We start from the raw sequence: 24,446 nt of genomic DNA, 5'->3' as shown, positions 1-24,446 counted from the left end.
CTTTGAGGCCCCACTGGAGGAAGGCGCTCGCCCTCAAAGGGCGCTTCAAACTCAACCAATGGAGGACACGATGACAAGTATTGCAAAATCCACAGCGTTTGTCGCCACTTTCGCGCTATCGGTGACAGTCGGCATAAGTGACTTACAGGCAGCCCCCAAGAACTGCCCGACGATCACCTTAGTGAACGTAAACGGAGAACAGGTCGAACTACCCGCTGATACTGCCGCGCAAGTGACGATGCTGCAGCAGTATGGTGCTCGGTATGCACGGGTGATCGACTTGATCCTCGAAGAAAACGCCAAGCCCGAATGGACCTTCGTGGAAGATTGCTCCCCACAAGGTGCTGACGTGCTTGCAACGACCGAGTGATAAAAGCCTGGCGGGCGAAACGAGTTACCCGGTGGAGTCTGCCAGCCCTGATGTGAGCTGCCACGACCCAGATCGACAAACTCACATGTCTGCTTCGTCCCGCACTGCAGACGTTCGTCACCAGTACAACGAACGGCAGCGCGGAGCCCGAAGTAACTAATGCTGCATCGTCCACGAATGTCCGATCAAAGGATTTCAGGAAGTTCTGGCTCGGCGTGTTGCTCGTATGTTTGGAAGACAATTGGTGCTTCGGCTCGGGTTTCTCGCAACTCAGGTATGCGGCCAGCCTCCACGAACCTGCCAATGTAGAACAGATCGACATAGTAATTCGACGCTGGATACCCATTCAGTGCGGGACCTTCATCCGAAAGCGAAAGAGCATTGCCGGGCACTTTGACGCACGAAATCGAGGTGCGAACATCAAATGAAACGGGTTCAAGAGTGAAGCCAAAGCATCCATTTTGTCCCTCATGGACAACATAAGTGCCCGAAGAGTGAAGATATAAGTTAGAGCCTCGCCACCATCCTGTATCTTCAAATAAGTCGATTGATACGCTAGCTCGACCGTCGCCTATGGTGAACTTTCTATGCCAATCGCTGTGAATGCCAAGCATTGCCCTTACCGACATTGTTGCAGTTGCACCTCCTGCGAGTTTTGCATCTGCTTCGTGGTTTGGAGAACAACCCGGTAGCGTGAGGATTATGCAAATGGCAATAGTCAGTACACGCAATTTCTATCTCCAATAGTCACATGTTTGCAGACTAACTGTCCTCCTCGAAGTTTGCTAGACAGGTCTCCGGGTGCTGAAGCTCAAATATTTCTGAATGATGTCGCTTGTCCAAAGCGGCCATTGGCGCGACCGCAGCGAAAGGTCACTTTGTCCCGCCTACCAGACCTCCGTGCAGTCTGCAGCGAAGGTCCGGAACGAGCCCTTTGCCAAAGCGCAACCCGCGCCTCAACTGCGCCGATCAGAACCTTTGAACTGCCGACATTTGTTCAAATTCATGCCAAAAACAAGCTGTAGACCAATAGTCTGGAAAATAACAAAAAGGTGGCGTCTGCATTCCCAAATGTGCATTCGCCGCGGGAAAAGACATGGCCGAAGACACCTTCCAGTTTGACGTTCAGGATTTCATGGCCAGGAACGAATTGTCGGATTTTAACCCGCCACGTCTTTCCCCGGAGCCCGATCCGTCTGCCCCGATAGAAAAAGAGTGGACCTTGTCCGGTTTTCATGGCCGCGCGCGCGTTGTGACGAACTTTGGGAACCTACCGATCATGGGCTTGCGCAAAGGTGATCGCGTCAAAACAAAGTCTGGGGCCTTTAAGAAGGTTGAATGGACAGACGAACTGCACCTGGAAGAAGATTTCCTGAAGTCTTTTCCAAATGCGCAACCTGTAGAAATTGCTCAAAATGCCCTAGGTGCCAAGTCACCCGAAGCCAGTTTTCTACTCTCTCCGGCTCAAGATATCATGCTGCCGCATAACTCAAACCTGGTTGGCTCCGGCTCTGTTCTTGCACGTGAACTTTTGGGTCGGCATGGCGTACGCCGCGCTGCGCATGCCTTCGTTTCCTATTTTCTTTTTCATTGCGGCGATGAGGATTTTGTATGCGTTGAAGGGACTTGGTGCAGAGTGTCCCCCTAGTGGTTTTGTCGACGGGTTACATGGCCACCAGCAAAGTCGAACAGTGAATGGCCGAAGGGCGCGTTCTGCACAAAGGCAAGAAGAGATAATCTAGTCCGCGTAACGCCAGAATGAGTGCGATTCAATTAGTTGCCCTTCACATCAACGCTCTCGAACTCACGATCGAACACTTTGTCCGGCAGAGTGGATCTTCACGAGAAGGTCACTGATTAATCCCAGAACGGCCACGTGGCTTGCACATCGTTAGACTACCAAGAAGTGTCCGTGAGTGGACGATTTCAGCGTTTCTGGCCCGTCGGTCGTTCAGATCGGCGGGTTAATTCTGAACGGCGGCTTCGTCCTCACTGCCGTCATTACCGTGATGAGGATGCTGCACCATCGGTGAATGGCCGCTCTGGTGAAGCTGCACTGCGGCGACAGGCATGCCGGTGGATGTCTCTTAAGGGCCGTGAACGGCGTTGATGCCGGTCTGGTTGGCAGGGTGGCTGCCGCACAGCCGCAGCGAACGGCCGGATCGAGCCCGATCCGGACCGTCCGAAATCTACTGGGGCACTCGCAGAGAAACCAACGGCTACTACGGCCAACATAGACGGCTTGCGCCAAATTAGGATATTCTCCCCCTAAAACGTTTACCCAACTTCCGAACCGAACCGGAAGTGATCTACGCTTTGAAGGGAGTTTTGTCATGGCCGTTTTCCCATTTCCTGCCCATAGTTTCAGGATCACTCATGCGTCTACAGCGAGCCGAAAACCTTCTACGCAAGCTGGCAGGGGCGCGAGACATGGCTTGCTTGCAGCCAGCGCGAGTCTGCTCCTGGCCAGCCCGGCTCAATCGCAAAATGTCATCAACTCGAACACAACCATCCGCAGCGCGCTATGCGTGGGGTTCAACTGTGCGGATACCGAAACCTACGGAACCGACGTTATCCGGATGAAAACCGCCAATATCCGCCTCCATGCCGATGATTCCAGCAGCTCCACTTTTCCCAACAATGACTGGCGCCTCGTGTTCAACGACTCAACGGCCGTGTCGACCGGTGGAAAATCGTATTTCGCCGTCGAAGACGCCACCTCGGGCAACGTGCTTCTCAGGCTTGACGCCGGCGCACGCGATAACGCCCTGGTGCTCGACTCCAGCGGTGAATTGGGCCTTGGCACAATGACCCCGATTACGGACATCCACGTCGCGACGGGCGACTCGCCGACCATTCGGCTCGAACAGGACGGTTCCGGCACTTTCGCAGCCCAATCCTGGGATATCGGCGGCAACGAACAGAGCTTTTTTGTCCGCGACAACACGGTTTCGTCAGGCCTTCCCTTCCGGATCAAACCCGGCGCGCCCTCCGGATCGCTGTATATCGACCCGGACGGTGACGTCGCTATCGGGATCAACGGCAATATCAGTTCCTCCTTGCATGTTCGGCGCAACGATGGCTCTGCCAGCCTCCTGGTCGAAGAGGCCAACGGCACGCAATTGCCCCGAAACCTCTTGACACTGAAAAACAACGGTCGGCCCGAGATCGCGATGGCCAATACCAGTACCGGCGGCGAGTGGTCCTTCGGCGCGGGGACGAATTTCATCCTCAAACAAGGTGCGGTCGACAGCGCCAGCTCGGCCAAGACCAAGCTGTTCGAGATCAAGCCAAACGGCGATGCGACGCTGACCGGCAGCTTGACCACCGGAGGCACCACCTGCGGCGGCGGCTGCGACATTGTCTTCTCCGAGGACTTTGACCTGCCGTCGATTGCCGAACATGCCGAAGCGATGTTCTCGCTCGGTTTCCTGCCGAATGTCGGTCCGACCATCGAGAATGCGCCGATCAACGTGACCGACAAGTTGGGCCGCATGCTCAACGAACTCGAACATGCTCATATCTACATTGCCGAGTTAGAAGCGCGGGATGCCGGCAAGACCGCCCGGATCGAGCTTTTGGAAGCCGAGGTGGGGCGTATTTCAGAGCTTGAGGCCCGCCTTACGGCGTTAGAAACGAATTTTTCGGGAGAATGACCGGAAGTTCGCTGCAACTTCATAGAAACGGCGCTTCAAATGGCAGATCGTGCAACCGCAGCGAACGGCAAGTTTGTCCGCGTTGCGGTCGTTCGCCTTGGATAAATGCTGCGTCGTCACGTGAACGTCCGGTTAGGGGAAGCTGCGCTGCAGCGACCGGGAAGACCGTGAACGGCAGGTTTGGGCCGACCACGTCGGTCGCGCCGGTTTTCCTTGAGGCAAGGGAGCTGAACTGCCGCGTGGCAGCTCCGGCTTCAGCCCGAAGTGAGCCCCCTTGACTGCCGAACCCTTATGGGCACGTCGTCCAGGCCAACCCACAGTGGCTTCCTGGCGCCAGCCATCCATGCAAATCGTCGATCCGCACTTTCACCCATCGTCAATGGCATGCGAGAAACGCCGGTGATTTTCGAGCCTTGTGTATCTCGGAATGGCGAAGCAGACGTACCACCGGTGCCTCGGCACTGGGGGTTTCAAACAAGGGGGTGCTATCCTGCCCGCTCGGCTGAATCTCGGTTCTGAGATGTGAGTTGTGGACCCAACCGACGCCGTCGAAGGTAGTGTCGTCAGGGGTATCGGCCCTGGTGACCCTAATCCACTCACCATCGCTTCCCGTTATCTGAACCGTTGTGCCGAACTCATTGCCGCTTTCTTCAATAACGGCGATAATTCCCGCAACTTCAGACGGCTCGACCCGAACATCAACCGGGTCGCCATCGACAATGTAGGCAAGAACCTCGTCACAAGAGACAGTGTCCTCTCGCGCGGAAGACAGGACAGCCAACGCGGCCATAACTGCGAGAAGCAAAATTCGCATTTCGTTTCATCCTCGGCATTAGAAAACTCCCGAAACTTCGAGCTTATGTTGGGAGATGGGCGAAATTTACAAAAGAAAAGTATCGTCTCGTTCGTCCCAAACATCTGACATCAGTCCTGGCTGAACGGACTACTTGAGCTCCACTCCTTTGTTCCGCAGTCAAAGCAAAGCTTGCCAGCTTCATGTTTCATCATTCCTCGACGTTTGTGTCCCCAGAGTCGCTGGTATGGGCCGTTGACCTCAATCAATGCGATCCCAGCGTGTTTGGTAATAGTATCCACTAGGAAGGGGGAAGCCTCAAGAAATGGAGGTCAGAATGCAATTCTCAATCAAATACCAAGAAATCGATTGGTGGTTTTGGGCCGTGATCGGTCTCACCATTGGTTTGGGGCTCGCCGGTTACGCTTGGGGATATACTGTGGCGCTCGCGGCTAGTGCTGCGAACTTGTTGTACTTCGTTTTTCGCGACGGGAGCTTGACAAGTTTCCCGGTCCAGGTCCGGGAGGTGTGGCTCCTGTTCATGTTGGTCGCAATGCTGCCGTTTATGGGGTGGTTCTACATCCTGTTGTTCGTCGGCATGCTGCTCGTCGTGTTCTTTGACCGGTGTGGTATTGCGCGAGTCCTGGTCATGATGCCGTGGAACAAAGGCGTTGAACTGAAATAGCGGGAGTTGCCGTCACCCGAAATCGACATGCACGGTAGACCCACTAAAAGTATCGTGTCTGCGCGTTTTGCCCGACGCCATGCGTGCACCTTGGTCCCGGAGTGGCCGATCACGTTAGTCGAAGCCAATCTGGCTAAAGTCGGAATAAGTCCGCGTTGCAGACCTCTGGCCGCGCCAAAATCATGCAGAACAAGTCAATGACCGCTTTTCAATGACCGCTTTGGCGAGTTGCAGCGCAGCATACAAATGATTCAGCGAACGACCTGTGTGGATGGCGCCCGCATAGCAAGAGCTAAATGAGATTGTGTGCACCTTTTCAGAAGCGGTCTTGTGTCCCGCTGCCGGCAATTGATTGCAAAGTAATCAATGAGAGGGGCCTGTTTGCGCGGTCGTGACCGCTGGCTCTGATGGGATTCGCAGATCAGGTTCCTTACTGCTTTGCGGGCAATGACGCCCGGGACATTCGGCGGAGTGTCCTGATCGTTGCGGCTGAAGGGTACACCATCACATCGTTGGTCTTGCTATCTCGTTGTTTCTTTTTCTCTCAAGCGGTGTGCGGCCGATAGGGTTCGTTCTTCGTCAGCACCGCCCACATGATCCGCGCCGTCTTGTTCGCCATGGCGACCGTTGCGAGACGCGCGGGCTTTCGCTGCAGGAAGTCTGCCAGCCATGGGTCGGCCCGCTCCGGATGATTGGCAACCTGCCGAACGCGGGATGTCATGCCGACCACGATGAGTTGGCGCAGGTACCTGTCACCCATCTTCGTGATCTTGCCCAATCGTTCCTTGCCACCACTGGAATGGTTGCGTGGCGTGAGCCCCAGCCAAGCGGCGAACTCGCGCCCACTTCGGAACTGGCGGCCCGACCCGATGGTCGCGGCGACGGCCGAGGCGGTGACCCGACTGAAACGTCTGGATGCACCGCGTCGACCTAAGAGCCTTGTCGTATGCCCCGCACGTATCGAAACGGGCGTTCGGGCGAGATCTTTCATCCGGCAGACCTAACCGCTTCGCGCAGCTCCGCGTGAAGGATCCAGTTTCCCGGGTCTTCATCGTTTCTCTGCCTGCCTCGGTAACCAAGAAACAAAATTCCATCGTGGGCGCTGGCGGCCGCGTCAGGAGTTACTTCGAGTGAAAGGTAACTGGCGATCAACAGCCCGGCCGATGCCAGTGCGCGATTGGCCGAAGCGTTCGATTTGTAGCCCGCGGCGCTTGCAACACGCACCGCCGACAACCCTTCATCGTCGGCCAAAGCAAGGGCGGTCAGCATGGCGCGTTGTGGGCGCGATAGGGCGACTTGTGCAACAGCTTCGACAAATTCGTCGGTGCTGGGAACAGCTACACCTGTTGTCGGATCGGCCCGTCGATCGTCTGCTCTGCGAACTTCTCTCGCATCGATTAGGTCGTGCAAGGCGGCGATAGCGGCCTCTTCCGTCGCGCCTCGGGCTTCTGCGATCATTCCGCGCGCGTTTGTCGGCGGTTTCGGAAAGGCCCTGGCGACGTATTCACCTGAAAGCCGCCCGGACTTGATCTGGTAACGGCTGTGTTCGCTAAGATGGATGGCGTGGGTTTCTGCTGGCTTCTCAGCAGATCGTTTGGCCTTCGGCATTCTTGGTCTCCTTGGAAATGATGAGCGGGACGAAGCCTGTCGGGGCTGCAACGCCATGTCAGGCAGTCCGCGCGTTTTGTGACCTGACGGAGAAATTCAGTGCCAATGCCACTGTGATCCACGACAGATAGCCCGAAAACAGTGCCCCTGCGATCACATCAGCCTGCCAGAAAAAGGCCGTAGTGACCATGACAGATAACCAGAGTACAGCCATGACGATCAGGGCCGTTCTTATATCCCTTAACCCGAAAAAGACACCTGACCACAACGTGTTGAAGGCGATCTGGGTTGCCCAGAGGGCTAAAAGGACCGCGCCGTCGGGCAGAGCCGCAACGCGAGCTGCGGCGACAGACATGGTCACGTAAAGAACCGCCCATACGACGGGAAACATCCAGTTCGATGGCGTCCACCACGGTTTGGACAGGCCAGCATACCATGCGCCGGGCTTGAACAGCATGCCAGAGACAGCCGCCGCGGCACACGCCGAAAGACAGGCCCCGAACACAAACCAGTTCATGCCTTCGACGTCCATTGCCGCTTCCCGCGTGGGTCAGCTGCGCGCTGGTGAGCATTGACACCGACCCGAAACAAATCGGGCCGGTACGATATTGGGGCCGTTGACGCAGGACGTGCCCACGGCCCGAACCCGTTCACGCCAGTTCTAGATTTGTCGCGCTTTCGCGGCCGTCACGGCCGGTTTCCACGTCGAATGTCACTTTCTGGGCGTCCGATAGGCCTGTCAGGCCGGCGCGTTCGATGGCGGATATGTGGACGAAAACGTCCTTTCCGCCCGTCTCTGTCTCGATGAAGCCGAAGCCTTATTGGGTATTGAAAAATTTCACGGTGCCATTGGCCATAACCGTTGTCTCCTGTTCTACTGCTGCCCGCAGAGTACGGCAGCCCGGCAAAGTCAGACTGAGAGATCGACTGAAGCCGGATGAACGGGAGCAGAGGTTCGCAGAGTATCACGTTACCGGGTTGAAATGGGACTTTTAGGTTCAGAAAACAAGAGCAAGCAGATTGAGTGGGATTGTCGCGCCCATGCGGCAACGACTTGTGGCAGCCATTGACAAAGCTGTCGTAAGTCCCCACTTCAGTGTTGCGTTGCCGTTCTGCCGCGTGAGCAGGCGGGTTCACTCCGCCCCCGGCCGTGACGCATCGTTTTCCCACATCACGAAGGGGGACGCCGCCCAAAGCGGCTCCGGGCACAATGCGGTGCCGGAGTGTTCGCCCTGGGTGCACCCCGACCGACCGAACGCAAGGTTCGGTCAAGGAATGACATGACTTTCAATGAACTCGGGCTCAATGCTCGCATGGTCTCTCGGCTCGACGCCCTGGGGCTGACTCAACCGACCCCTATCCAGGAACAGGCGATCCCGCAGGCACTGCAAGGCCGCGACATTCTGGGCATCGCCCAGACCGGGACCGGCAAGACCGCAGCCTTCGGCATTCCGCTGGTCGTGGCGCTTTCCAAAGCTCAGGAAAAGGCCGCGCCGAAATCGGCTCGCGGGCTCATTCTTGCGCCAACGCGAGAACTGGCCAATCAGATCGTCCAGAGCCTTCAGGGGCTGACAGCCGATCTCCGCATCACGCTCGTCGTGGGCGGTAAGTCGATCAACGCGCAGGCGTCGAGGCTCGCCCGTGGTACCGACATCCTCGTCGCCACGCCGGGCCGGTTGATCGACCTGATGGATCGCCGGGCCGTCGATCTCAGCAAGACAAGGTTTCTCGTCCTCGACGAGGCGGACCAGATGCTCGACATTGGTTTCGTCCACGCATTGCGCCGCATCGCGCCGATGTTGGGCACGAACCGTCAAACCATGATGTTCTCGGCCACGATGCCGAAGGCAATGGCGGAGTTGTCCGGGCACTACCTCGACAAGCCGATCCGCGTCGAGGTGTCGCCGCCGGGCAAGGTTGCCGACAAGGTCACCCACAGCGTGCATTTCGTCGCGAAGGACCAGAAGCAGGATCTTTTGATCGCGTTGTTGGACGGGCACCGGGACGACCGCGCGCTGGTCTTCTCGCGCACCAAGCATGGCGCCGAGCGGCTCATGAAGCGCCTCGACCGGGCCGGCTTCGCGGCCACCTCGATCCACGGCAACAAGAGCCAGGGTCAGCGCGACCGGGCCATCGCCGCTTTCAAGGACGGTTCGGTGCGCGTCCTCGTCGCGACGGATGTCGCGGCCCGCGGGATCGACATCCCCGGTGTGGGCCATGTCTACAATTACGATCTGCCGAACGTGCCGGAAAACTATGTGCACCGGATCGGGCGCACCGCCCGTGCCGGACGTGAAGGACGCGCGGTCGCGTTCTGCGCCGCCGACGAAATGTCGGAACTCAAGGCCATCGAGAAGGTACTCGGCAGGCGCGTCGACATTGCCGGAGGGCGCGCCTGGGAAGGGATCGGAGACGCAGCGAAAGCGAAGACAGGGCGGCGTCGGCGCCGCCGATCGTCTTCGCGACGCCCGGAACGGATGGCCGCCTGACCGCTCGCCGCAGGCGCCTTCGAGCCTGACGCAGAAGACGGCGCTGTGCCGGCAGCTGACTGCGACCCGGACATTTTTTCACAGCGAGGCGGCGCTTTCTCCGCAGGAGGAAATCTCATGAACACTCCCGAATGGATCAAACCCGGCCTCTATGGCGCGGTGATCGGCGCCGCATTTGTCGGCATCGTCGGCTTCACCTGGGGCGGCTGGGTGACCGGCGGAACAGCAAAAGACAGGGCGATGGCGATGGCCCATGACGATGTCGTTGCGGCCATGGTGCCGGTCTGCCTCGACATGGCCCGGACCGACCCCGACCGCACCGCGAAGCTTGCGACAATTCGGGACGCATCGACTTTCCAGCGCCGGGATGCCCTGATGGACGCCGGCTGGGCGACCGTACCCGGCGCCGAGGCGCCAGACCGTGACATTGTGCAGTCCTGTCTGGCATCGCTCGATGTCGATGCGTTGCCCGAGCAACCCGAAATATCGGCGGACGAGGGATGAGCGGCCTCATCTCCTGGACAGGTCCGAAATCCCTGTACCGTGGCCACCGCCTTGCGGTCTTCGGCATGGTCGGCTTGATCGCCTTTCTGGCGTTTCCGGTTCTGGCGCAGGACGGCACCGGACCTGTGCCAGAGAATGCAGAGGCGCGCAATTATGGCGGTGGTTGGGACTGTACGCTTGGCTATCGCGTCGATGGCGAAGAGTGTGTTGCCCTCGACATCCCCGAGAACGCCTATGCAACGGGTCGGTCTTATGGCTCAGGCTGGTCGTGCAAGCGAGGCTACGAAGAAGTGGGCGGGGCGGTCTGCGAGGCGATATCCATGCCTGAGAATGCCTTCCTTCAATCGTCGGGCTTCGACTGGCAATGTGATCGTGGATATCGACAGGATCGAGAGACATGCGTGCCAATCGACCTTCCGGAAAACGCCTACCTTACCGATGATCCGTCCGGTTCCGGCTGGGCATGCGAACGCGGCTTCACAGCCTTGACCGATGCCTGCGTTCCGATTGCGGTGCCCGAAAACGGCTACCTCACCAATGCCGGCTATGGTGCTGAATGGGCTTGCGAGAGGGGCTTCTTTGAGTTCGATGGCCGCTGTGATCCCGTGGCGCTTCCGGCAAACGCCTTTCTGGATCAAGATGCCTACGGTCCGGGATGGCGGTGCGAACGGGGCTTTGCGGCGGTAGACAACGCCTGCGTCGCAATGGACCTGCCTGTGAACGCCCATCTCGACCGATCCGGAAACCGCTGGCGCTGCGACCGCAGCTTTCAGCTTTCTGACGGGGCGTGCGTTCTTGGACAATAATGCCCCCAGTTCGCGCTCGGCCGAGACGGCCGGCATACGTATGCGGATCGGCTATCGCCTTAGCTACCGGCTGACCCAGCCGACACCCGTCATAGCCATGCTGAACGTGCACTATTCGCGCTTCGGCGATCTGGAGCGCGCCGACTATCTCGTCACGCAACCGAGCGTTCCATTGGAAAGCTATCGCGACGGCTTCGGCAACTGGTGCACGCGGATGGTGGCCCCGGCGGGGGACTTCACCCTGTCCACCGACGGGATATTCCGCGACACCGGGCGGCCTGATCCGACGGCGCCCGAGGCCGCACAGCACGCCGTTCAGGACCTGCCTTTTGAGACCTTGGTTTATCTTCTCGGCAGTCGTTACTGCGATACCGATCTTTTGTCGGAGGAGGCTTGGCGGCGCTTCGAGACCACACCGCTGGGCTGGGCGCGCGTGCAAGCGATATGCGACTTCGTGCATTCAGCCGTTTCGTTCGACTACATGCAGGCGAGCGCAACCCGCACAGCGTCCGAAACGCTGGCCGGAGGGCAGGGCGTCTGCCGGGACTTCGCCCATCTCGCCATCGCCCTCTGCCGCTGCATGAACATCCCGGCGCGTTACTGCACGGGCTACCTGAGCGAGTTCGGTCAACCGACGCCCCATCCACCTGACGATTTCGCGGCCTGGATGGAGGTCTTTCTGGGCGGTCGCTGGTGGGTCTTCGATCCAAGAAACAACAGCCCGCGCATGGGGCGGATTCTGATCGCGCGCGGTCGGGACGCCGCCGATGTGCCTCTGACGCAGACATTCGGGCCAAATACACTGACGCAATTCGACGTCTGGACATGGGATGCCAGGGACGATCCTGCCGAGGCGCCGTCCGGTTCCCGAAGCTAGCGCCGCGCGTGTCACGCCGGTTCTTGCCGGTCTGTCCGTCCTCGGCTCGCCGGCGGGATGGTTGGTCCGCCTGTGTATGAGCTCGTTCCCAGTCTGAAACCATTGAGGAGAATTGAGATGACCGCCTTGATCAAAACGACCGCCGTATTTCTCCGCCCATTCCAGCTTCCGAGTTTCAACGAGACCCTACCACCCGGCGAATACGAGATCGAGACCCAGTTGCTCGAGCCCGTGGATTGGATCGAACCAGGCACCTGGATGTCGTCCGTTCTCGTCCACCTCCATCCGCTCGCCTCGCACCCCGGGCTCGGCCGAACGCTCATCGTGCCGCTCGCCGAACTGGAGAGCGCAGTGGCCAAAGACAAGCTCACCGGAAAGGCTTTGACGGATTACTTCCTTGAAGAGATGCTGGCCGACCCGATGATCCGTCTTGTCATGCAGGCAGACGGGGTGAACGAGGTCGAGCTCCGTGACCTCTATTCGGTTCGGTCCCGAGCCAGCCAGGAAAGCGCAGGCGAAACGCGCAGCGTCGCTCCGCCCCGCAAATGGACTGAGACGGGAGATACCGGACCGCGCACTGGAAGCGGGCGCCCGGGCATCGGAGAATGACTTGCGGGTCCGCAATAAGCCATCACGTCCGGCCGCAAGCGGGCCGTGGTGAGGCTTTGGGAGCAGCCAATGACGGTTGACCTGATCGATCTTGACGGTCGCAGGACTGTGGCCGGTCGACTTGAGACGGAGATGCGGCGGCGACCTGCGAACGACGCCCCGTGTTTGGTGCCCTCGGCGCAACCGCATCTCGGTAGCCTCGAAGACCAGATGTTTGCGGAACCGGCGCGGACATGGGTACAAGTGATGGAGAAGTGGCGGTTCCTTCTCGAACAATATGCGGCGACACCGGCGGCCTGCGATGAACGAATTCAGAAACTGATCAGGCGGGCCATTGGAGACATGGAGCGGCTGCGGAAGCGTGAGGAGCGCAAGTGACGATGAAATCAGCGTATGCGGAAGTCCAGATTGTGAGCGCAGCGGCCGACATAGCCGCCGAGCGCGTCTGCCTGAAGTGCCGGTCACCCTTCTGGAGCGAGGGGTTCGGTGAGCGTGTATGTTCGCGCTGCAAGGCTTCTTCCGTCTGGCGCGCGGCGATCTCCGAGGGTGGTGGACACGGGCGCCGCCGTTCCGGCGGTCCTTTGTCGTAGGCGCGCCGATGCCATCCGTCACGATCACCCACGAGACTAGCTATCGGTATCGCACCGAGGTTTCGCTCGGGCCGCATCGGCTGATGTTGCGTCCGCGGGAAACCCCGGATCTCAGCCTCACGTCCTTCGATCTGGAGATCAGTCCCGAAGCGCGCATCGACTGGTCTCACGACGTGGCCGGCAACGCGATCGCGACGGCACAGTTCGACGCGATGGCAGAGTCGCTTTCGATCCGGTCGACCGTGCAGGTGGACCTGCGCGCCCCCATGTGGCCGGTCTTCCCGATCGCCGCCTACGCCGCGTCTTATCCGTTTCCCTACACAGTCGATGACCGGACCGACCTCGGGAATTTGGTCAAGCCACAATATGCCGACAATGCGGGACGGCTACCCCATTGGGTCGAAGCATTCGTCATGGGACGGCCGACCGACACGCTTTCCCTTCTGAAGGACATCAGCAATGGTGTCACCGCTCAGATTTCGTACCAAAGCCGAGAGACCGAGGGCACACAAGGACCGCTGGAAACCCTCGACCGGGGGTGGGGCTCGTGTCGCGATTTCGCAGTTCTCTTCGCCGAAGCGGTCCGGACGCTTGGCTTCGGCGCGAGGATCGTTTCAGGATACCTTTTCAATCCGTCCGGAGGCGAAATCGGCTCCGCAGATGCTGGCTCAACGCATGCCTGGGTCGAGGCGTTCGTTCCCGGGGCCGGCTGGATATCGTTCGACCCGACCAACAGATCGGTTGGCTCCACCAACCTCATTCCTGTCGCCGTGGCGCGCAGGATCGAGCAGGTTGCCCCGGTATCCGGCAGCTTCCATGGAAGATCCGCCGACCTTTTTTCGATGGAGGTTAGTGTGGATGTGAGGCAATCCTGAGAGCCGTTGCAAGTGTGTCATCGCGTGCAACGTGGAATAGGTTCTGCCTCGTGCACCACATGTCTTTCCCGCTCAAACGCAGCGGATTGTCAGTTTGTCCGGGACCCGCAAATTGCAAACTCCATCTTCGCTGCGCGGCGCATCGATGGCCGGTCATACCGCCGCATGGCAGCGATGAGGCTTGTGCACATGCGGCGATTTTTGTGCTGCGAGCGCGCGCAGCGAAAGATTAAGAGGTCTCCTATGGGCTCACAGCCGCTGTTCGCTGTGGTCGCTTAGAATGACCGCTAAGCAGATGGGGTGGATGCCCCCCCGGCGCAGATCAGGTAGCATGACCTCGTAACAAAGGGTTGCGTACTGCCAACTGCTTTTCGGGTATTCGCCCTGATCGTTGCGCTGGTCCTGCTAGGGGCGGCGGGGGCGGCTGACTACTTTGGAAAAAAACCTTGCCGATAGGGCTTGGATGTTTCAGCGGTCTTGTTAGCTAAAATCGGTTTGTTAGGCTACTTGAGCTTGTTTCTTCTGCGTGGCGCCGCTCTGAAAGGTCTTTTCCTTTACAGAACAGCTTTTTGCGTCCTCTTATCAAGTGAGAGGGTAGGGAAGTTTGGCCAGATGCGGTTAATCTGACATCACCCGCGCGAAAGAGGAAGAGGATGGAAAAGCAACGTAACGAAGCCTTGGTTCGTGTCGCCTGTGTCCAGATGGAGCCCGTCATCGGAGAAAAAGCGCGAAACATCCGTCGCAGCGTTGAACGGATCGAGACTGCGGCGGACAATGGCGCCCATCTGGTTGTGCTGCCCGAACTGGCCAACAGCGGCTATGTCTTCGAAACCCGCGAGGAAGCCTTTTCCTTGGCCGAGACAGTGCCCGACGGGCCGACCTGCGATGCTTGGGCCGAGGTTGCGGTGCGTCGGGGTATTTGGCTCGTCGCGGGCCTGTCGGAACGCGAGGGCGATGCCCTTTACAACGCGGCAGTCCTGATCGGGCCACATGGCCATATAGGCACGTTTCGAAAGAACCATCTCTGGAACGAGGAAAACCTGTTCTTCGAGCCCGGCAACTTGGGGTTCCCGGTGTTCCACACCCCGATCGGACGAATCGGCATGATGATCTGCTATGATGCTTGGTTTCCCGAGAGCTTTCGGCTGTGCGCCTTGCAGGGGGCGGATATCGTGTGCATCCCGACAAACTGGGTGCCGATGCCGGAGCAGGACCTGGAGCGCGACGCGATGGCAAACATTCTGGTGATGGGCGCGTCGCATGCCAACTCGGTCTTCGTGGCGGCGGCGGACCGGGTGGGAACGGAACGCGGGCAGCCATTTATCGGCCAGAGCCTGATCACGAATCATGCCGGCTGGCCGGTTGCAGGCCCGGCCAGCGCGACGGAGGAGGAGATCCTCTATGCCGATCTCAACGTCGCGGATGCGCGGCGCGAGCGCAATTGGAACGATTTCAACCAGGTGCTTCGGGACCGACGCACAGACGTCTACGGTGAGATGCTAGGTTCCGGCGCGAAGCGGGGATGGTTCTAGCGGTGCGCCCGGTTGCGACGACACCAAGGCAGACCGCGCGGCCCACTGGATGAGGAAAACGGATATGATACTGGTCACGGGATTCCAGAGCTACGCCGGACGCAGCGCCAATCCCTCGGAATTGGTAGCGCAGGCGCTCGAGGGAATGCGGATCGGCAGCATGGCGGTTAAAGGCTACAGCCTGCCGGTCGAGTTCCGCCGGGTCGGCCGCGTGCTGCCCGAGTTGATCGATGACCTGCGCCCGAGGAAAGTCGTTTCGCTAGGGCTCTGGCCAGGGGAGCCGATGATCCGCATCGAGCGTATGGCGGCGAACTGGTCTTGGTTCGAATTGCCGGACAACGCCGGGCATCGCCAGAACGGCAGGGTGGTCGAGAACGGACCGGACGGCTATCTTTCGACCCTGCGTGCCGATGCTATGCAAACGGCCATTCGAGCCGTGGGGCTGCCCTGTCGCCAGTCCGGCAGCGCGGGGACCTATCTGTGCAACGCGACGCTCTACATCGCCCTGCATCATTGCGCGCAGCGGCATCCCGACACCACCGCGGGTTTCGTTCACCTGCCATACCTGCCGCGCCAGGTGGCCGAGATGTTGGACCAGGTGGCAGAGGACGGCCGGCTCGAGATGCACCAGCGCGCCGACGTGGCCTCGATGTGCCTCGATGACATGGTCGAGGCCCTGCGTGTCGGGCTGGACGCCGCCTGACGCCGCACGCTGCGGTGCGGACCCGAGGGTCGGGGGCGACGCTACGGTATTCGCGGAATGAACGAATTGGAGCCGTCACGCGCATTCGCGCCTAAATATCAGGCGAAAAAAGGTTTTTTCGTTCTTTGCGAACCTCTTGCTTTGGCCGTGACCGCACGTCGTTTGATCAACTCAGTTGACAGGTTTTCGACTCGACGCTTACGCTGGGTCATCTTGCAGAGATAAAAAATTGTTGTGGCGAGTTTCGATAGGTCCAGTCGGGGTGTGTGCTGCCGCGCGCTCCATTTGAAGACAAGGGGGTGGACGTGATGGCGGTGTTTGTGACTCTCGTCGTTATTGTTGTCGCAGCGATCCTGATCATTCTGTTTCTGAACCGGTATTACCGCAAGGCAACACGGGAAATCAGCTTGGTTCGGACAGGGGCCGGCGGCCAGCGGGTGGTACTCGATGGGGGCTGCATTGCGCTGCCGTTCCTGCACAAGGTTGCCGAAGTGAACATGCGGACCACCAAGCTAGAGATCGAGCGGCTAGGTCCGAAATCCATCATCACCAAGGATCGCTTGCGCGTCGATGTGGGTGCAGAATTCTATGTTCGCGTCCGCGCGACTGACGAAGGCGTTGCTACCGCTGCGCAGGCCTTGGCGGGCAAATCGTTCCGCTCGGCCGATCTGGCTGAAACCCTGGAAGGCAAGTTGGTCGACGCGATGCTATCGGTGGCGGCCCGCTATACCATGGACGAGTTGCAGGATAACCGGGCCGGTTTCGCACGCGAGGTGTCGGAGGTACTGGCTGACAACCTGGCTCAGAACGGTCTCTTGCTGGAATCGGTGTCCCTGACCCGGATCGACCAAACGCCGTTTCACGCCCTGGATGAAAACAACGCCTTCAACGCCTTGGGGATGCGGCGACTTGCCGAAATCATCGCGGTGAACAAGAAGGAGCGTGCCGTCATTGAATCCGATGCCGAGGTCGCGGTGCGCCAGAGCCAGCTGGATGCGACCAAGCGCAAGCTGACCATTTCCCGCGAGGAAGAGGAAGCCATGATCACCCAGCAGCGCGAGATCGAGATCGCGCGGTCGCGCTCGATGGCGGAGACGGCGGAAGAGCAGGCGACGTCGGAAAAGCGGCGCGAGGCGGCGCGGATCGCGCGCGAACGCGAGGTGCGGCTGACCGAGATCCAGAAGGACCGGGAATTGCGGGAACAGAGCCTGGCGGCCGAGCTGGCCACGGCGCTGGCCAAGACCGAGAACACCGTGCGCCTGGCGGCCAAGCGGGTCGAGGAAGCCCATGCCGAGGCCGAGGCGATTGCCGCCACCGCCGCCGGGGCGGAGGCCGAGGAGAAGGTGCGCACGATCCGCGAGCAGGCAGCCGCGGACCGCGACAAGGTTCTTGCCCTTATCCGGGCGACCGAACAGGCCGAGGTGGACGATACCCGCGTGAAATCGGAGGTGGGCACGATCCTGGCGATGGCCGAGGCCGAGGCGAAGGCGATGCTCGAACGGGCCGAGGCGCAGAAGGCCAAGCTGTTGGCAGAGGCCCAGGGCCGCGCGGCGGTGATCGAGGCCGAGAACGCGCAAAGCGCGGACCTGATGTCGATGAAACTGGACGAGGCCCGCATCAAGACCCTGCCCGAGGTGGTGGAACGCATGCTGAAACCCGCCGAGAAGATCGAAAGCATCCGCATCAACCACATCACCGGCGTCGGCCGGGGCGGTGGCGCGACTGGCGATGGAGCGGGCGGGGGCGATGGCAGCACCGTCAACCAGCTGGTCGATGGCGTCTTGTCCATGGCGTTGCAGCTTCCCGCGGTCCAGCGACTGGGCGAGGAAGTGGGGATGAATATCGGCGACGGCGTGCGCGGCGTGACCTCGCAGCTGGATCGCAGAAGTCGCGGGGAGACCCGCAAGGAAGAAACGGACGGCTCAACGTCTGAAACCAAGGACTGAAGCGATCAATGCGCGATGCGCGATCCGCGAAGTACCTAACCCAACAGGAGAAAAGACATGACTTTTTCGCGTAGGAGTTTTCTGGCCGGGTCCTCGGCACTGGCCTTGTCGTCGGCCCCGATCATCGGCCGTGCACAAGGCAGCGACAAGATCATTTTCGCGTCGATCCTCGACCTTTCGGGGGGGCTGGACATCTATGGCGCGCCCATGGCCGAGACTACCAAGATGGCGATTGACGACATCAACGCCGCCGGTGGCCTTCTGGGCCGCGAGGTCGAGCTGAAGCTGTACGACGCACAGTCGACGATCCAGTTCTACACGCAATATGCCACCCAGGCCGCGGCGGGCGACCGGGCTCACACGGTGCATGCGGGTATCACCTCGGCCAGCCGCGAAGCAATCCGCCCTACGCTGGCGCGCTTCAAGACGCTCTATTTCTACAACACCCAGTACGAGGGAGGCGTCTGCGACTACAACTGCTTCTGCACCGGCTCGACCCCGGCGCAGACGGTGGCCAAGGTGGTGCCCTACGCGATGAACAAGTGGGGCAAGAAGGTCTACATCGTCGCGGCCGACTACAACTATGGACAGATCACCGCGCAGTGGATGCAAAAGTTCGTGGCGGAGAACGGTGGAGAGACGCTGGACGTGGAGTTCTTCCCGCTGGACGTGACCAATTTCGGCCCGACCATCAACAAGATCCAGACCGCGAAGCCCGATTTCGTCATCTCGGCCCTGGTCGGCGGCGCGCATGTGTCGTTCTACCGCCAGTACGCGGCGGCCGGCATGATGAAGGAGATCCCGATCGCCTCGACCACCTTCGGCGTCGGCAACGAACAGAAGCTGATCTCGGCCGAAGAAGGCGACGGTATCATAGCCTCCTACTCGTATTTCGAAGGCGCGGACAACGCCGTCAACACGGAGTTCCTGCAGCGTCTCGAAGCGCGGCTGGGCGCCGATCGTCCGGTCATGAACGAACTGGCGGTCCGGTCCTACGAGGGCGCGATGCTCTGGGCCGAAGCGGTCAAGATGGCCGGCACCCCGGACCGTGATCCGGTGATCGAGGCGCTGCGCTCGGGGCTGACCTACAACGGTCCGTCCGGGGCGGTGACGATCGATGCCCAGACGAACCACTGCAACATGAACGTCTACATCAGCGAACTGAAGGACCAGACCTGGAACATCGTGGAATCCTTTACGGACCAGCCGCCGGCGGATACGCAACTGGTATGTGACCTGGTCGCCAATCCCGATCAGTCCACCTTCCTGTTCGAAAACGGCCTGGCCGCGGCCGGGATCGAGTAACCGACCTCGGGTCCAGCTTTCGGGCTGGACCCCCAGCTTTCCTCGGAGCGCCTTTCTTGGACCTCGTCGTCGCCGTCCTTTTCCAGCTGATCTATGTCATCGCCAACCTGGCGCTGATCAGTCTCGGACTCGCTATCATCTTCGGGATGATGCGTGTGATCAACCTTGCCCATGGCGAGTTCCTGATGCTGGGCGGCTATACCGTCGTAGTGGCCACGAACATGGGTATCAACATTTGGGTCTCGATGCTGATCCTGGCGCCTCTCGTCGTGGGGATCATCGGGGTGATCGTCGAGCGCCTGCTGATCCGGTGGCTCTATGGCCGAATGGTGGACACGTTGCTGGCCACCTGGGGGCTGTCGCTGTTACTGGTAGGGATCGTGACGTCGATCTTCGGCGCCTCGACCGCGACAACCGTTTCGCCGCCGCTGGGCGCGGTGCGGATCGGCGCGTATTCCGCGTCGGGCTACGAGCTTTTCCTCATCCTGATCACGATCGCACTGCTGGTCGCGGTCTGGCTGACGCTGCGGTACACCAAGCTAGGGCTGCTGGCCCGTGGCACCATGCAGAATGCCGAGATGGCCTCGTCGCTGGGCGTGTCGACCAGCCGGATCTACATGATCACCTTCGGTCTCGGCGCCGCGGTCTCGGGGCTTGCCGGGGGGCTTCTGGCGCCGATGACGGGTGTTCTGCCGACCATCGGGGCGACCTACATCGCCAAGGCCTTCATCACCGTGATCTCGGGCGGGGCGTCGATACTCGCCGGCACCACAGTCGGGTCCATCCTCCTGGGAGGGATCAACGGCATCTTCTCGTTCATCGCGGGCTCGACCTTTGGCGAGATCGCGCTTCTTCTTGCCGCGATCATCCTGTTGCGGCTCATGCCGCGCGGGATCACCGGCCGCTTCTTCCGGAAATCGCTATGAGCAGCGCCATGCTTCGCCAGATGCGCCCGACGCTGGTCTATGCCCTGCTGGGCATCGTGTTCATGTTCGCGGCGCCGCATGTGCTGCAGCTGTTCACCATTATCAATCTCACCACCGCGATCGCGCTTGCGATCCTGGCGCTCAGCCTTGCGCTGATCTGGGGGTATGGCGGGATCCTGTGTTTCGGGCAGGTCGCCTTTTTCGGGCTGGGGGCCTATGTCTACACGATCTCGGCGATCAATATCGGTGGGTCCACCTGGGCCATCCTAATCGCGGTGCTCCTGACATCGGCCTTTGCCGCGGCGCTGGGGTATTTCATCTTCTTCGGTCGCGTCTCGGACGTCTACCTGGGGGTGATCACGCTGACCGTGACGCTGATCTTCTTTTCGCTGATCCGGCGCACGTCGGGCCCCGAGTACAAGATCGGCAAGGCGCTTCTCGGCGGGTTCAACGGGGTGTCGTCTCCGCCGATCAACCTGCCCTGGGATGCCCGCACCTTCCTGTTTCCTGAACAGGTGTTCTATGTCGCGATGGCGGCGCTCATCCTGTGCTACGTCTTTGTCGGCTGGCTGGTGAACACCAAGTTCGGGCGCGTCTGCGTCTCGATCCGCGAGAACGAGTTGCGCTCGGAATTGCTGGGGTACGACGTGCGTCTCTACAAGCTGGGCATCTTCACCATCGGCGCCGGGATCGCGGCGGTCGGCGGCGTGATGTTCTGCAATGGGGTGGGGCGGATCACGCCAGATGTCTTCAACCTCTACAATGCGGCGCTGACGATCATCTGGGTGATCGTCGGCGGGCGCGGGACATTGATCGGGCCGATCGGGGCGACCTTCGCGCTGTTCTACCTGACCTCGGCGCTGGGCGGGCAGAGCGTTCTTAACAACAACCTGGTTCTCGGGGTCATCCTGATCGTCTTCGTGCTGCTGGTTCCCAAGGGGGTGGCGCCGACCGTGATCGACTGGGTGAACCGCCGCCGCCGGAAGAGACCCGTGCGGTCGCGCCGGCGCCGCCGCGGCAGGGCGGAGGACGCGCGATGACACGCCAACGCGGAGAGGTGGTTGTCGAGACCCGCGACCTTTGCATGCATTTCGGCGGCGTGCGGGCGGTCGACCAGGTGGATTTCACCTTGTTCGATCGCGAGCTGCGCTGCCTGATCGGCCCGAACGGTGCCGGCAAGTCGACCTTCTTCAAGTGCCTGACCGGGCAGCTGACCCCGACCTCGGGCGACGTGATCATCCGCGGCCAGGAGATGACCGCGGCGGAGCCGTTCGAGGTCGCGAGCCTCGGTGTCGGCATCAAGACGCAGGTGCCCAACGTCTTCGACGGGCTGACGGTGGAAGAGAACATCTGGCTCTCGGCCAGGCGCTGGCACGGGGATTCTCGTGCCCGCAGCCTGACTGCCGCAACGATCGAGCGCCTGAGGTTGGGCGATATCCGCCGCACGCTCGTCGGGCAACTGGCTCACGGACAGCGCCAATGGGTCGAGCTGGGCATGGTCGTGGCCGCCGAGCCGTGGCTAGTGCTGCTCGACGAGCCGGCCGCGGGCATGACCCACGAGGAAACCTACAGGACCGTGGAGCTGATCGAAGAGATCAACAAGACATCGGCCCTGATCGTTGTGGAGCATGACATGCAGTTCATCCGCATGATCTCGCGCACGGTCACGCTGTTTCACGAGGGTCGCATCCTGATGCAGGACACGATGGAAGCGATTTCGGCCGATCCGCGTGCCCGCGAAGTCTATCTGGGGCACAGGGCATGAGCGCGCTTCTGCAAGTATCGGGCATGAGGGCAGGCTATGGCCGCGTGCCCGTCCTGCATGGCATCGACCTTTCGGTCGAGGATGGCGAGATCCTGGGGATCCTAGGCCATAACGGCATGGGGAAATCTACGCTTCTGAAGGCGTTGATGGGCATCATCCCGGCCTCGGGCGGTACCGTTCTGTTCGACGGCCAGGATATCGGGCGGCTGCGGTCCTCGGGGCGCGCGCAGCTTGGCATCGGCTATGTTCCGCAGGGCAGGGGGATCTTTCCCAACCTGAGCGTCCGGGACAATCTGCGGATGGGCATTGCCGCGCATGACCTTGATGAAGACGATGCGATTGATCGGGTGTTGGCCGATTTCCCGCGCCTCGAACGGCTTCTGGAGCGCGATGGCGGTGCGCTTTCGGGCGGCGAACAGCAATTGCTGGCGCTGGCGCGGTGCCTGGTCTCCGACCCGGATCTCGTGCTTCTAGATGAACCGACCGAAGGCATCCAGCCCTCGATCATCGACGAGATCATCGACCTGCTGAAGGAGCTGAACCGCCGCGAAGGCCTGAGCATCGTGCTGGTGGAGCAGAGCCTCGATTTCATCACCGCCCTGTCCGACAGGATCCTTCTGATCCAGAAGGGCAGCATCATGGGCGAGGTCTCGGGTTCGGACGCGGCGGACCCGGCCCTGATCGAGGAATTCACTGGTCTCGGTGCGGGCAGCGCCCAGACCGCGAAACCGGCCTCGGGCGCCTTGTCGGCGCTTCAGGCCGACAAGGCCCCCAAAGAGACCCGGGCTAACACCGCGGCAAGCAGACCCGGCCTGGGCACCCCGGCCGAAAGATCCGCCGCTCCGGCATCGTTGCAAGAAAGGATGTCCTACATGACCGTCCAGCGCCCCACGCATTCGCAGATGAAAGATATTGTCGCCGAACTGGGCATGCACATGTCGGACGAGCGGATCCAGGAATTTCTCGATGTCATGCAGGGCACGCTGGATGCTTATGACGTGGTGGATTCGCTGCCCGACTACCTGCCCCCGGTCCTATACCCGCGCACCTCGGGCTATCGTCCGACACCCGAGGAAAACCCGATGAACGCGTGGTATGTGAAGACCGAGATCAAGGGCGCGCCGCGCGGGCCGTTGCTTGGGCGGACGGTCGCGCTGAAGGACAACGTGTGCCTGGCGGGCGTGCCGATGATGAACGGGGCGTCGACCCTGAAGGGCTACACCCCCGATATCGATGCCACCATCGTCACGCGCCTTCTGGATGCCGGCGCGACGATCATGGGCAAGGCGCATTGCGAGTATTTCTGCCTTTCGGGCGGCAGCCACACCAACGCGACGGGGGCCGTGCACAACCCGCACAAGCCGGGCTATTCGGCGGGGGGGTCGTCGTCGGGGTCAGGGGCGCTTGTCGGGGCGGGGCTGGTCGACATGGCGATCGGCGGCGACCAGGGCGGCTCGATCCGGATGCCGGCCTCGTTCTGCGGGGTCTACGGGATGAAGCCCACCCATGGCCTCGTGCCCTATTCCGGGATCATGCCGATCGAGAACACGATCGACCATGCCGGGCCGATGACGCAGACCGTAATGGACAACGCCCTGATGCTCGAGGTGATTGCCGGGGCCGACGGCCTCGACCCGCGCCAGTACGACGTGCACACCGACCGTTATACGGCGTCGGTCAACCGCGGGGCCTCGGGGTTGCGGATCGGCGTGGTCAAGGAAGGGTTCGGACACGAACAGTCGGAACCCGATGTCGATGCGAAGGTGCGCGCCGGGGCGGATCTGTTCCGCAGCCTGGGTGCCACGGTGGACGAGATCTCGATCCCCTGGCACCTGTACGGACCGGCGATCTGGACGCCCATCGGGCTGGAAGGCCTGACCAACCAGATGATGATCGGAAACGGGTTCGGCACCGGTTGGGAAGGGCTCTATACCACCTCGCTTCTGGACTATCATTCCAACTGGCGGTCGCGGGCCGACGAGTTGTCGGACACGCTGAAGATCTCGATGTTCGTGGGGCAGTATCACCTGAAGCACACGCGCGGCCGTTATTACGCCAAGGCGCAGAACCTCGCGCGGAAGCTGCGCGAGGAGTACAATAACGTGCTGGCCTCCTATGACCTGCTGCTGATGCCGACGACCCCGATGAAGGCGACGCCGCTGCCGCCGCCGGACAGTTCGCTGGCGCTTTGGACGCAGCGCGCCTTTGAGATGCTGCCCAATACCTCACCGTTCGACGTGACCGGCCACCCGGCAATGTCGATCCCGTGCGGGATGTCCGACGGGTTGCCCGTGGGCCTGCAGCTTGTGGGACGGCGCTACGAGGAAAGCACGATCTACCGCGCGGCGGGCGCCTTCGAACAGGCCGGTGACTGGCGCAACATGTAAGGCCGGAAAGGACCAGCGAC

The 24,446-nt window shown here is 60.8% G+C and carries 24 protein-coding genes and 1 pseudogene; 19 read left to right on the top strand and 6 right to left on the bottom strand.

What is annotated here, in order from left to right:
- Positions 1-70: 70 nt before the first annotated feature.
- The gene (locus NO357_RS03550) at positions 71-370 is read left to right on the top strand and encodes a hypothetical protein (protein ID WP_306734230.1); all 300 of its coding nucleotides are present in this window, start codon (positions 71-73) and stop codon (positions 368-370) included.
- A gap of 185 nt (positions 371-555) precedes the next feature.
- On the opposite strand, the gene NO357_RS03545 is transcribed toward NO357_RS03550, so the two are convergent.
- Positions 556-1,101 carry a hypothetical protein gene (locus NO357_RS03545; protein WP_306734229.1) on the bottom strand — a complete coding sequence of 182 codons (546 nt, stop codon included), beginning with the start codon at positions 1,099-1,101 and terminating at the stop codon, positions 556-558.
- Between the two features lie 365 nt (positions 1,102-1,466).
- Between NO357_RS03545 and NO357_RS03540 the strand changes: the two genes are divergently transcribed.
- Positions 1,467-2,018 carry a Hint domain-containing protein gene (locus NO357_RS03540; RefSeq protein WP_306734228.1) on the top strand — a complete coding sequence of 184 codons (552 nt, stop codon included), beginning with the start codon at positions 1,467-1,469 and terminating at the stop codon, positions 2,016-2,018.
- Between the two features lie 685 nt (positions 2,019-2,703).
- Complete coding sequence (locus NO357_RS03535) at positions 2,704-4,026, top strand: hypothetical protein (protein WP_306734227.1); 1,323 nt, start codon at positions 2,704-2,706, stop codon at positions 4,024-4,026.
- Positions 4,027-4,402: 376 nt separating this feature from the next.
- On the opposite strand, the gene NO357_RS03530 is transcribed toward NO357_RS03535, so the two are convergent.
- On the bottom strand, positions 4,403-4,840 hold the full coding sequence (locus NO357_RS03530) for an SH3 domain-containing protein (RefSeq protein WP_306734226.1): 438 nt from the start codon (positions 4,838-4,840) through the stop codon (positions 4,403-4,405).
- A gap of 316 nt (positions 4,841-5,156) precedes the next feature.
- Here NO357_RS03530 and NO357_RS03525 point away from each other — a divergent pair, with 316 nt between their 5' ends.
- Positions 5,157-5,504 (top strand): hypothetical protein, encoded by a 348-nt coding sequence (locus NO357_RS03525; RefSeq protein ID WP_306734225.1) that lies wholly within the window; start codon positions 5,157-5,159, stop codon positions 5,502-5,504.
- 544 nt (positions 5,505-6,048) lie between these two features.
- Here NO357_RS03525 and NO357_RS03520 read toward each other — a convergent pair.
- The 4 genes and pseudogenes from NO357_RS03520 to NO357_RS03505 all read right to left on the bottom strand — a co-directional run.
- Positions 6,049-6,402: pseudogene (locus NO357_RS03520) on the bottom strand (transposase); the annotation flags it as partial.
- 89 nt (positions 6,403-6,491) lie between these two features.
- Positions 6,492-7,112, bottom strand: coding sequence for a hypothetical protein (locus tag NO357_RS03515; protein ID WP_306734224.1), 621 nt, complete (start codon positions 7,110-7,112; stop codon positions 6,492-6,494).
- A 58-nt stretch (positions 7,113-7,170) separates the two neighbouring features.
- The gene (gene tspO / locus NO357_RS03510) at positions 7,171-7,644 is read right to left on the bottom strand and encodes a tryptophan-rich sensory protein TspO (protein ID WP_306734223.1); all 474 of its coding nucleotides are present in this window, start codon (positions 7,642-7,644) and stop codon (positions 7,171-7,173) included.
- A 118-nt stretch (positions 7,645-7,762) separates the two neighbouring features.
- Positions 7,763-7,918 carry a cold-shock protein gene (locus NO357_RS03505; protein WP_306734762.1) on the bottom strand — a complete coding sequence of 52 codons (156 nt, stop codon included), beginning with the start codon at positions 7,916-7,918 and terminating at the stop codon, positions 7,763-7,765.
- Between the two features lie 474 nt (positions 7,919-8,392).
- Here NO357_RS03505 and NO357_RS03500 point away from each other — a divergent pair, with 474 nt between their 5' ends.
- The 15 genes from NO357_RS03500 to NO357_RS03430 all read left to right on the top strand — a co-directional run bounded on the left by NO357_RS03500 (position 8,393) and on the right by NO357_RS03430 (position 24,426).
- Positions 8,393-9,601: a DEAD/DEAH box helicase gene (locus NO357_RS03500; RefSeq protein ID WP_306734222.1), complete on the top strand. Its 1,209-nt coding sequence runs from the start codon at positions 8,393-8,395 to the stop codon at positions 9,599-9,601.
- Positions 9,602-9,718: 117 nt separating this feature from the next.
- Positions 9,719-10,105, top strand: a complete 387-nt coding sequence (locus NO357_RS03495) for a hypothetical protein (protein WP_306734221.1) — start codon at positions 9,719-9,721, stop codon at positions 10,103-10,105.
- A complete protein-coding gene (locus NO357_RS03490) occupies positions 10,102-10,911 on the top strand; it encodes a hypothetical protein (RefSeq protein WP_306734220.1) in 810 nt (269 codons plus the stop codon). The genes NO357_RS03495 and NO357_RS03490 overlap by 4 nt, the downstream gene beginning before the upstream one ends.
- A 34-nt stretch (positions 10,912-10,945) precedes the next feature.
- Entirely contained in the window at positions 10,946-11,788 is an 843-nt protein-coding gene (locus tag NO357_RS03485) for a transglutaminase-like domain-containing protein (protein ID WP_306734761.1), read from the top strand.
- Between the two features lie 117 nt (positions 11,789-11,905).
- A complete protein-coding gene (locus tag NO357_RS03480) occupies positions 11,906-12,397 on the top strand; it encodes a hypothetical protein (RefSeq protein ID WP_306734219.1) in 492 nt (163 codons plus the stop codon).
- Positions 12,398-12,466: 69 nt separating this feature from the next.
- Entirely contained in the window at positions 12,467-12,775 is a 309-nt protein-coding gene (locus NO357_RS03475) for a hypothetical protein (protein ID WP_306734218.1), read from the top strand.
- Between the two features lie 220 nt (positions 12,776-12,995).
- Positions 12,996-13,862: a transglutaminase family protein gene (locus tag NO357_RS03470; RefSeq protein WP_306734217.1), complete on the top strand. Its 867-nt coding sequence runs from the start codon at positions 12,996-12,998 to the stop codon at positions 13,860-13,862.
- Between the two features lie 653 nt (positions 13,863-14,515).
- Positions 14,516-15,394 (top strand): nitrilase family protein, encoded by an 879-nt coding sequence (locus NO357_RS03465; RefSeq protein WP_306734216.1) that lies wholly within the window; start codon positions 14,516-14,518, stop codon positions 15,392-15,394.
- 64 nt (positions 15,395-15,458) lie between these two features.
- Complete coding sequence (locus NO357_RS03460) at positions 15,459-16,097, top strand: pyroglutamyl-peptidase I (protein WP_306734215.1); 639 nt, start codon at positions 15,459-15,461, stop codon at positions 16,095-16,097.
- A gap of 308 nt (positions 16,098-16,405) precedes the next feature.
- On the top strand, positions 16,406-18,043 hold the full coding sequence (locus NO357_RS03455; protein ID WP_306734214.1) for a flotillin family protein: 1,638 nt from the start codon (positions 16,406-16,408) through the stop codon (positions 18,041-18,043).
- Positions 18,044-18,100: 57 nt separating this feature from the next.
- Entirely contained in the window at positions 18,101-19,348 is a 1,248-nt protein-coding gene (locus tag NO357_RS03450) for an urea ABC transporter substrate-binding protein (RefSeq protein ID WP_137703222.1), read from the top strand.
- A 56-nt stretch (positions 19,349-19,404) separates the two neighbouring features.
- Entirely contained in the window at positions 19,405-20,274 is an 870-nt protein-coding gene (locus NO357_RS03445) for a branched-chain amino acid ABC transporter permease (protein ID WP_306734213.1), read from the top strand.
- On the top strand, positions 20,271-21,314 hold the full coding sequence (locus tag NO357_RS03440; RefSeq protein WP_306734212.1) for a branched-chain amino acid ABC transporter permease: 1,044 nt from the start codon (positions 20,271-20,273) through the stop codon (positions 21,312-21,314). Before NO357_RS03445 ends, NO357_RS03440 begins: the two co-directional genes overlap by 4 nt.
- On the top strand, positions 21,311-22,039 hold the full coding sequence (locus tag NO357_RS03435; RefSeq protein WP_306734211.1) for an ATP-binding cassette domain-containing protein: 729 nt from the start codon (positions 21,311-21,313) through the stop codon (positions 22,037-22,039). The genes NO357_RS03440 and NO357_RS03435 overlap by 4 nt, the downstream gene beginning before the upstream one ends.
- A complete protein-coding gene (locus tag NO357_RS03430; RefSeq protein ID WP_306734210.1) occupies positions 22,036-24,426 on the top strand; it encodes an amidase in 2,391 nt (796 codons plus the stop codon). The genes NO357_RS03435 and NO357_RS03430 overlap by 4 nt, the downstream gene beginning before the upstream one ends.
- Positions 24,427-24,446 lie beyond the last annotated feature (20 nt).

This window comes from Marimonas arenosa, assembly GCF_030848945.1.
Lineage (GTDB): Bacteria > Pseudomonadota > Alphaproteobacteria > Rhodobacterales > Rhodobacteraceae > Marimonas > Marimonas arenosa.
The sequence above is the reverse complement of the archived record's forward strand: the minus strand, read 5'-3'. Positions and strand labels throughout refer to the sequence as shown.

What these genes read in the sequence shown, in the direction of transcription:
- NO357_RS03550 (WP_306734230.1), top strand. Translation starts at nt 71, where the DNA reads ATGACAAGTATTGCAAAATCCACAGCGTTTGTCGCCACTTTCGCGCTA.
- NO357_RS03540 (WP_306734228.1), top strand. Translation starts at nt 1,467, where the DNA reads ATGGCCGAAGACACCTTCCAGTTTGACGTTCAGGATTTCATGGCCAGG.
- NO357_RS03535 (WP_306734227.1), top strand. Translation starts at nt 2,704, where the DNA reads ATGGCCGTTTTCCCATTTCCTGCCCATAGTTTCAGGATCACTCATGCG.
- NO357_RS03530 (WP_306734226.1), bottom strand. Translation starts at nt 4,840, where the DNA reads ATGCGAATTTTGCTTCTCGCAGTTATGGCCGCGTTGGCTGTCCTGTCT.
- NO357_RS03525 (WP_306734225.1), top strand. Translation starts at nt 5,157, where the DNA reads ATGCAATTCTCAATCAAATACCAAGAAATCGATTGGTGGTTTTGGGCC.
- NO357_RS03515 (WP_306734224.1), bottom strand. Translation starts at nt 7,112, where the DNA reads ATGCCGAAGGCCAAACGATCTGCTGAGAAGCCAGCAGAAACCCACGCC.
- tspO (WP_306734223.1), bottom strand. Translation starts at nt 7,644, where the DNA reads ATGGACGTCGAAGGCATGAACTGGTTTGTGTTCGGGGCCTGTCTTTCG.
- NO357_RS03500 (WP_306734222.1), top strand. Translation starts at nt 8,393, where the DNA reads ATGACTTTCAATGAACTCGGGCTCAATGCTCGCATGGTCTCTCGGCTC.
- NO357_RS03495 (WP_306734221.1), top strand. Translation starts at nt 9,719, where the DNA reads ATGAACACTCCCGAATGGATCAAACCCGGCCTCTATGGCGCGGTGATC.
- NO357_RS03490 (WP_306734220.1), top strand. Translation starts at nt 10,102, where the DNA reads ATGAGCGGCCTCATCTCCTGGACAGGTCCGAAATCCCTGTACCGTGGC.
- NO357_RS03480 (WP_306734219.1), top strand. Translation starts at nt 11,906, where the DNA reads ATGACCGCCTTGATCAAAACGACCGCCGTATTTCTCCGCCCATTCCAG.
- NO357_RS03475 (WP_306734218.1), top strand. Translation starts at nt 12,467, where the DNA reads ATGACGGTTGACCTGATCGATCTTGACGGTCGCAGGACTGTGGCCGGT.
- NO357_RS03470 (WP_306734217.1), top strand. Translation starts at nt 12,996, where the DNA reads ATGCCATCCGTCACGATCACCCACGAGACTAGCTATCGGTATCGCACC.
- NO357_RS03465 (WP_306734216.1), top strand. Translation starts at nt 14,516, where the DNA reads ATGGAAAAGCAACGTAACGAAGCCTTGGTTCGTGTCGCCTGTGTCCAG.
- NO357_RS03460 (WP_306734215.1), top strand. Translation starts at nt 15,459, where the DNA reads ATGATACTGGTCACGGGATTCCAGAGCTACGCCGGACGCAGCGCCAAT.
- NO357_RS03455 (WP_306734214.1), top strand. Translation starts at nt 16,406, where the DNA reads ATGGCGGTGTTTGTGACTCTCGTCGTTATTGTTGTCGCAGCGATCCTG.
- NO357_RS03450 (WP_137703222.1), top strand. Translation starts at nt 18,101, where the DNA reads ATGACTTTTTCGCGTAGGAGTTTTCTGGCCGGGTCCTCGGCACTGGCC.
- NO357_RS03440 (WP_306734212.1), top strand. Translation starts at nt 20,271, where the DNA reads ATGAGCAGCGCCATGCTTCGCCAGATGCGCCCGACGCTGGTCTATGCC.
- NO357_RS03435 (WP_306734211.1), top strand. Translation starts at nt 21,311, where the DNA reads ATGACACGCCAACGCGGAGAGGTGGTTGTCGAGACCCGCGACCTTTGC.
- NO357_RS03430 (WP_306734210.1), top strand. Translation starts at nt 22,036, where the DNA reads ATGAGCGCGCTTCTGCAAGTATCGGGCATGAGGGCAGGCTATGGCCGC.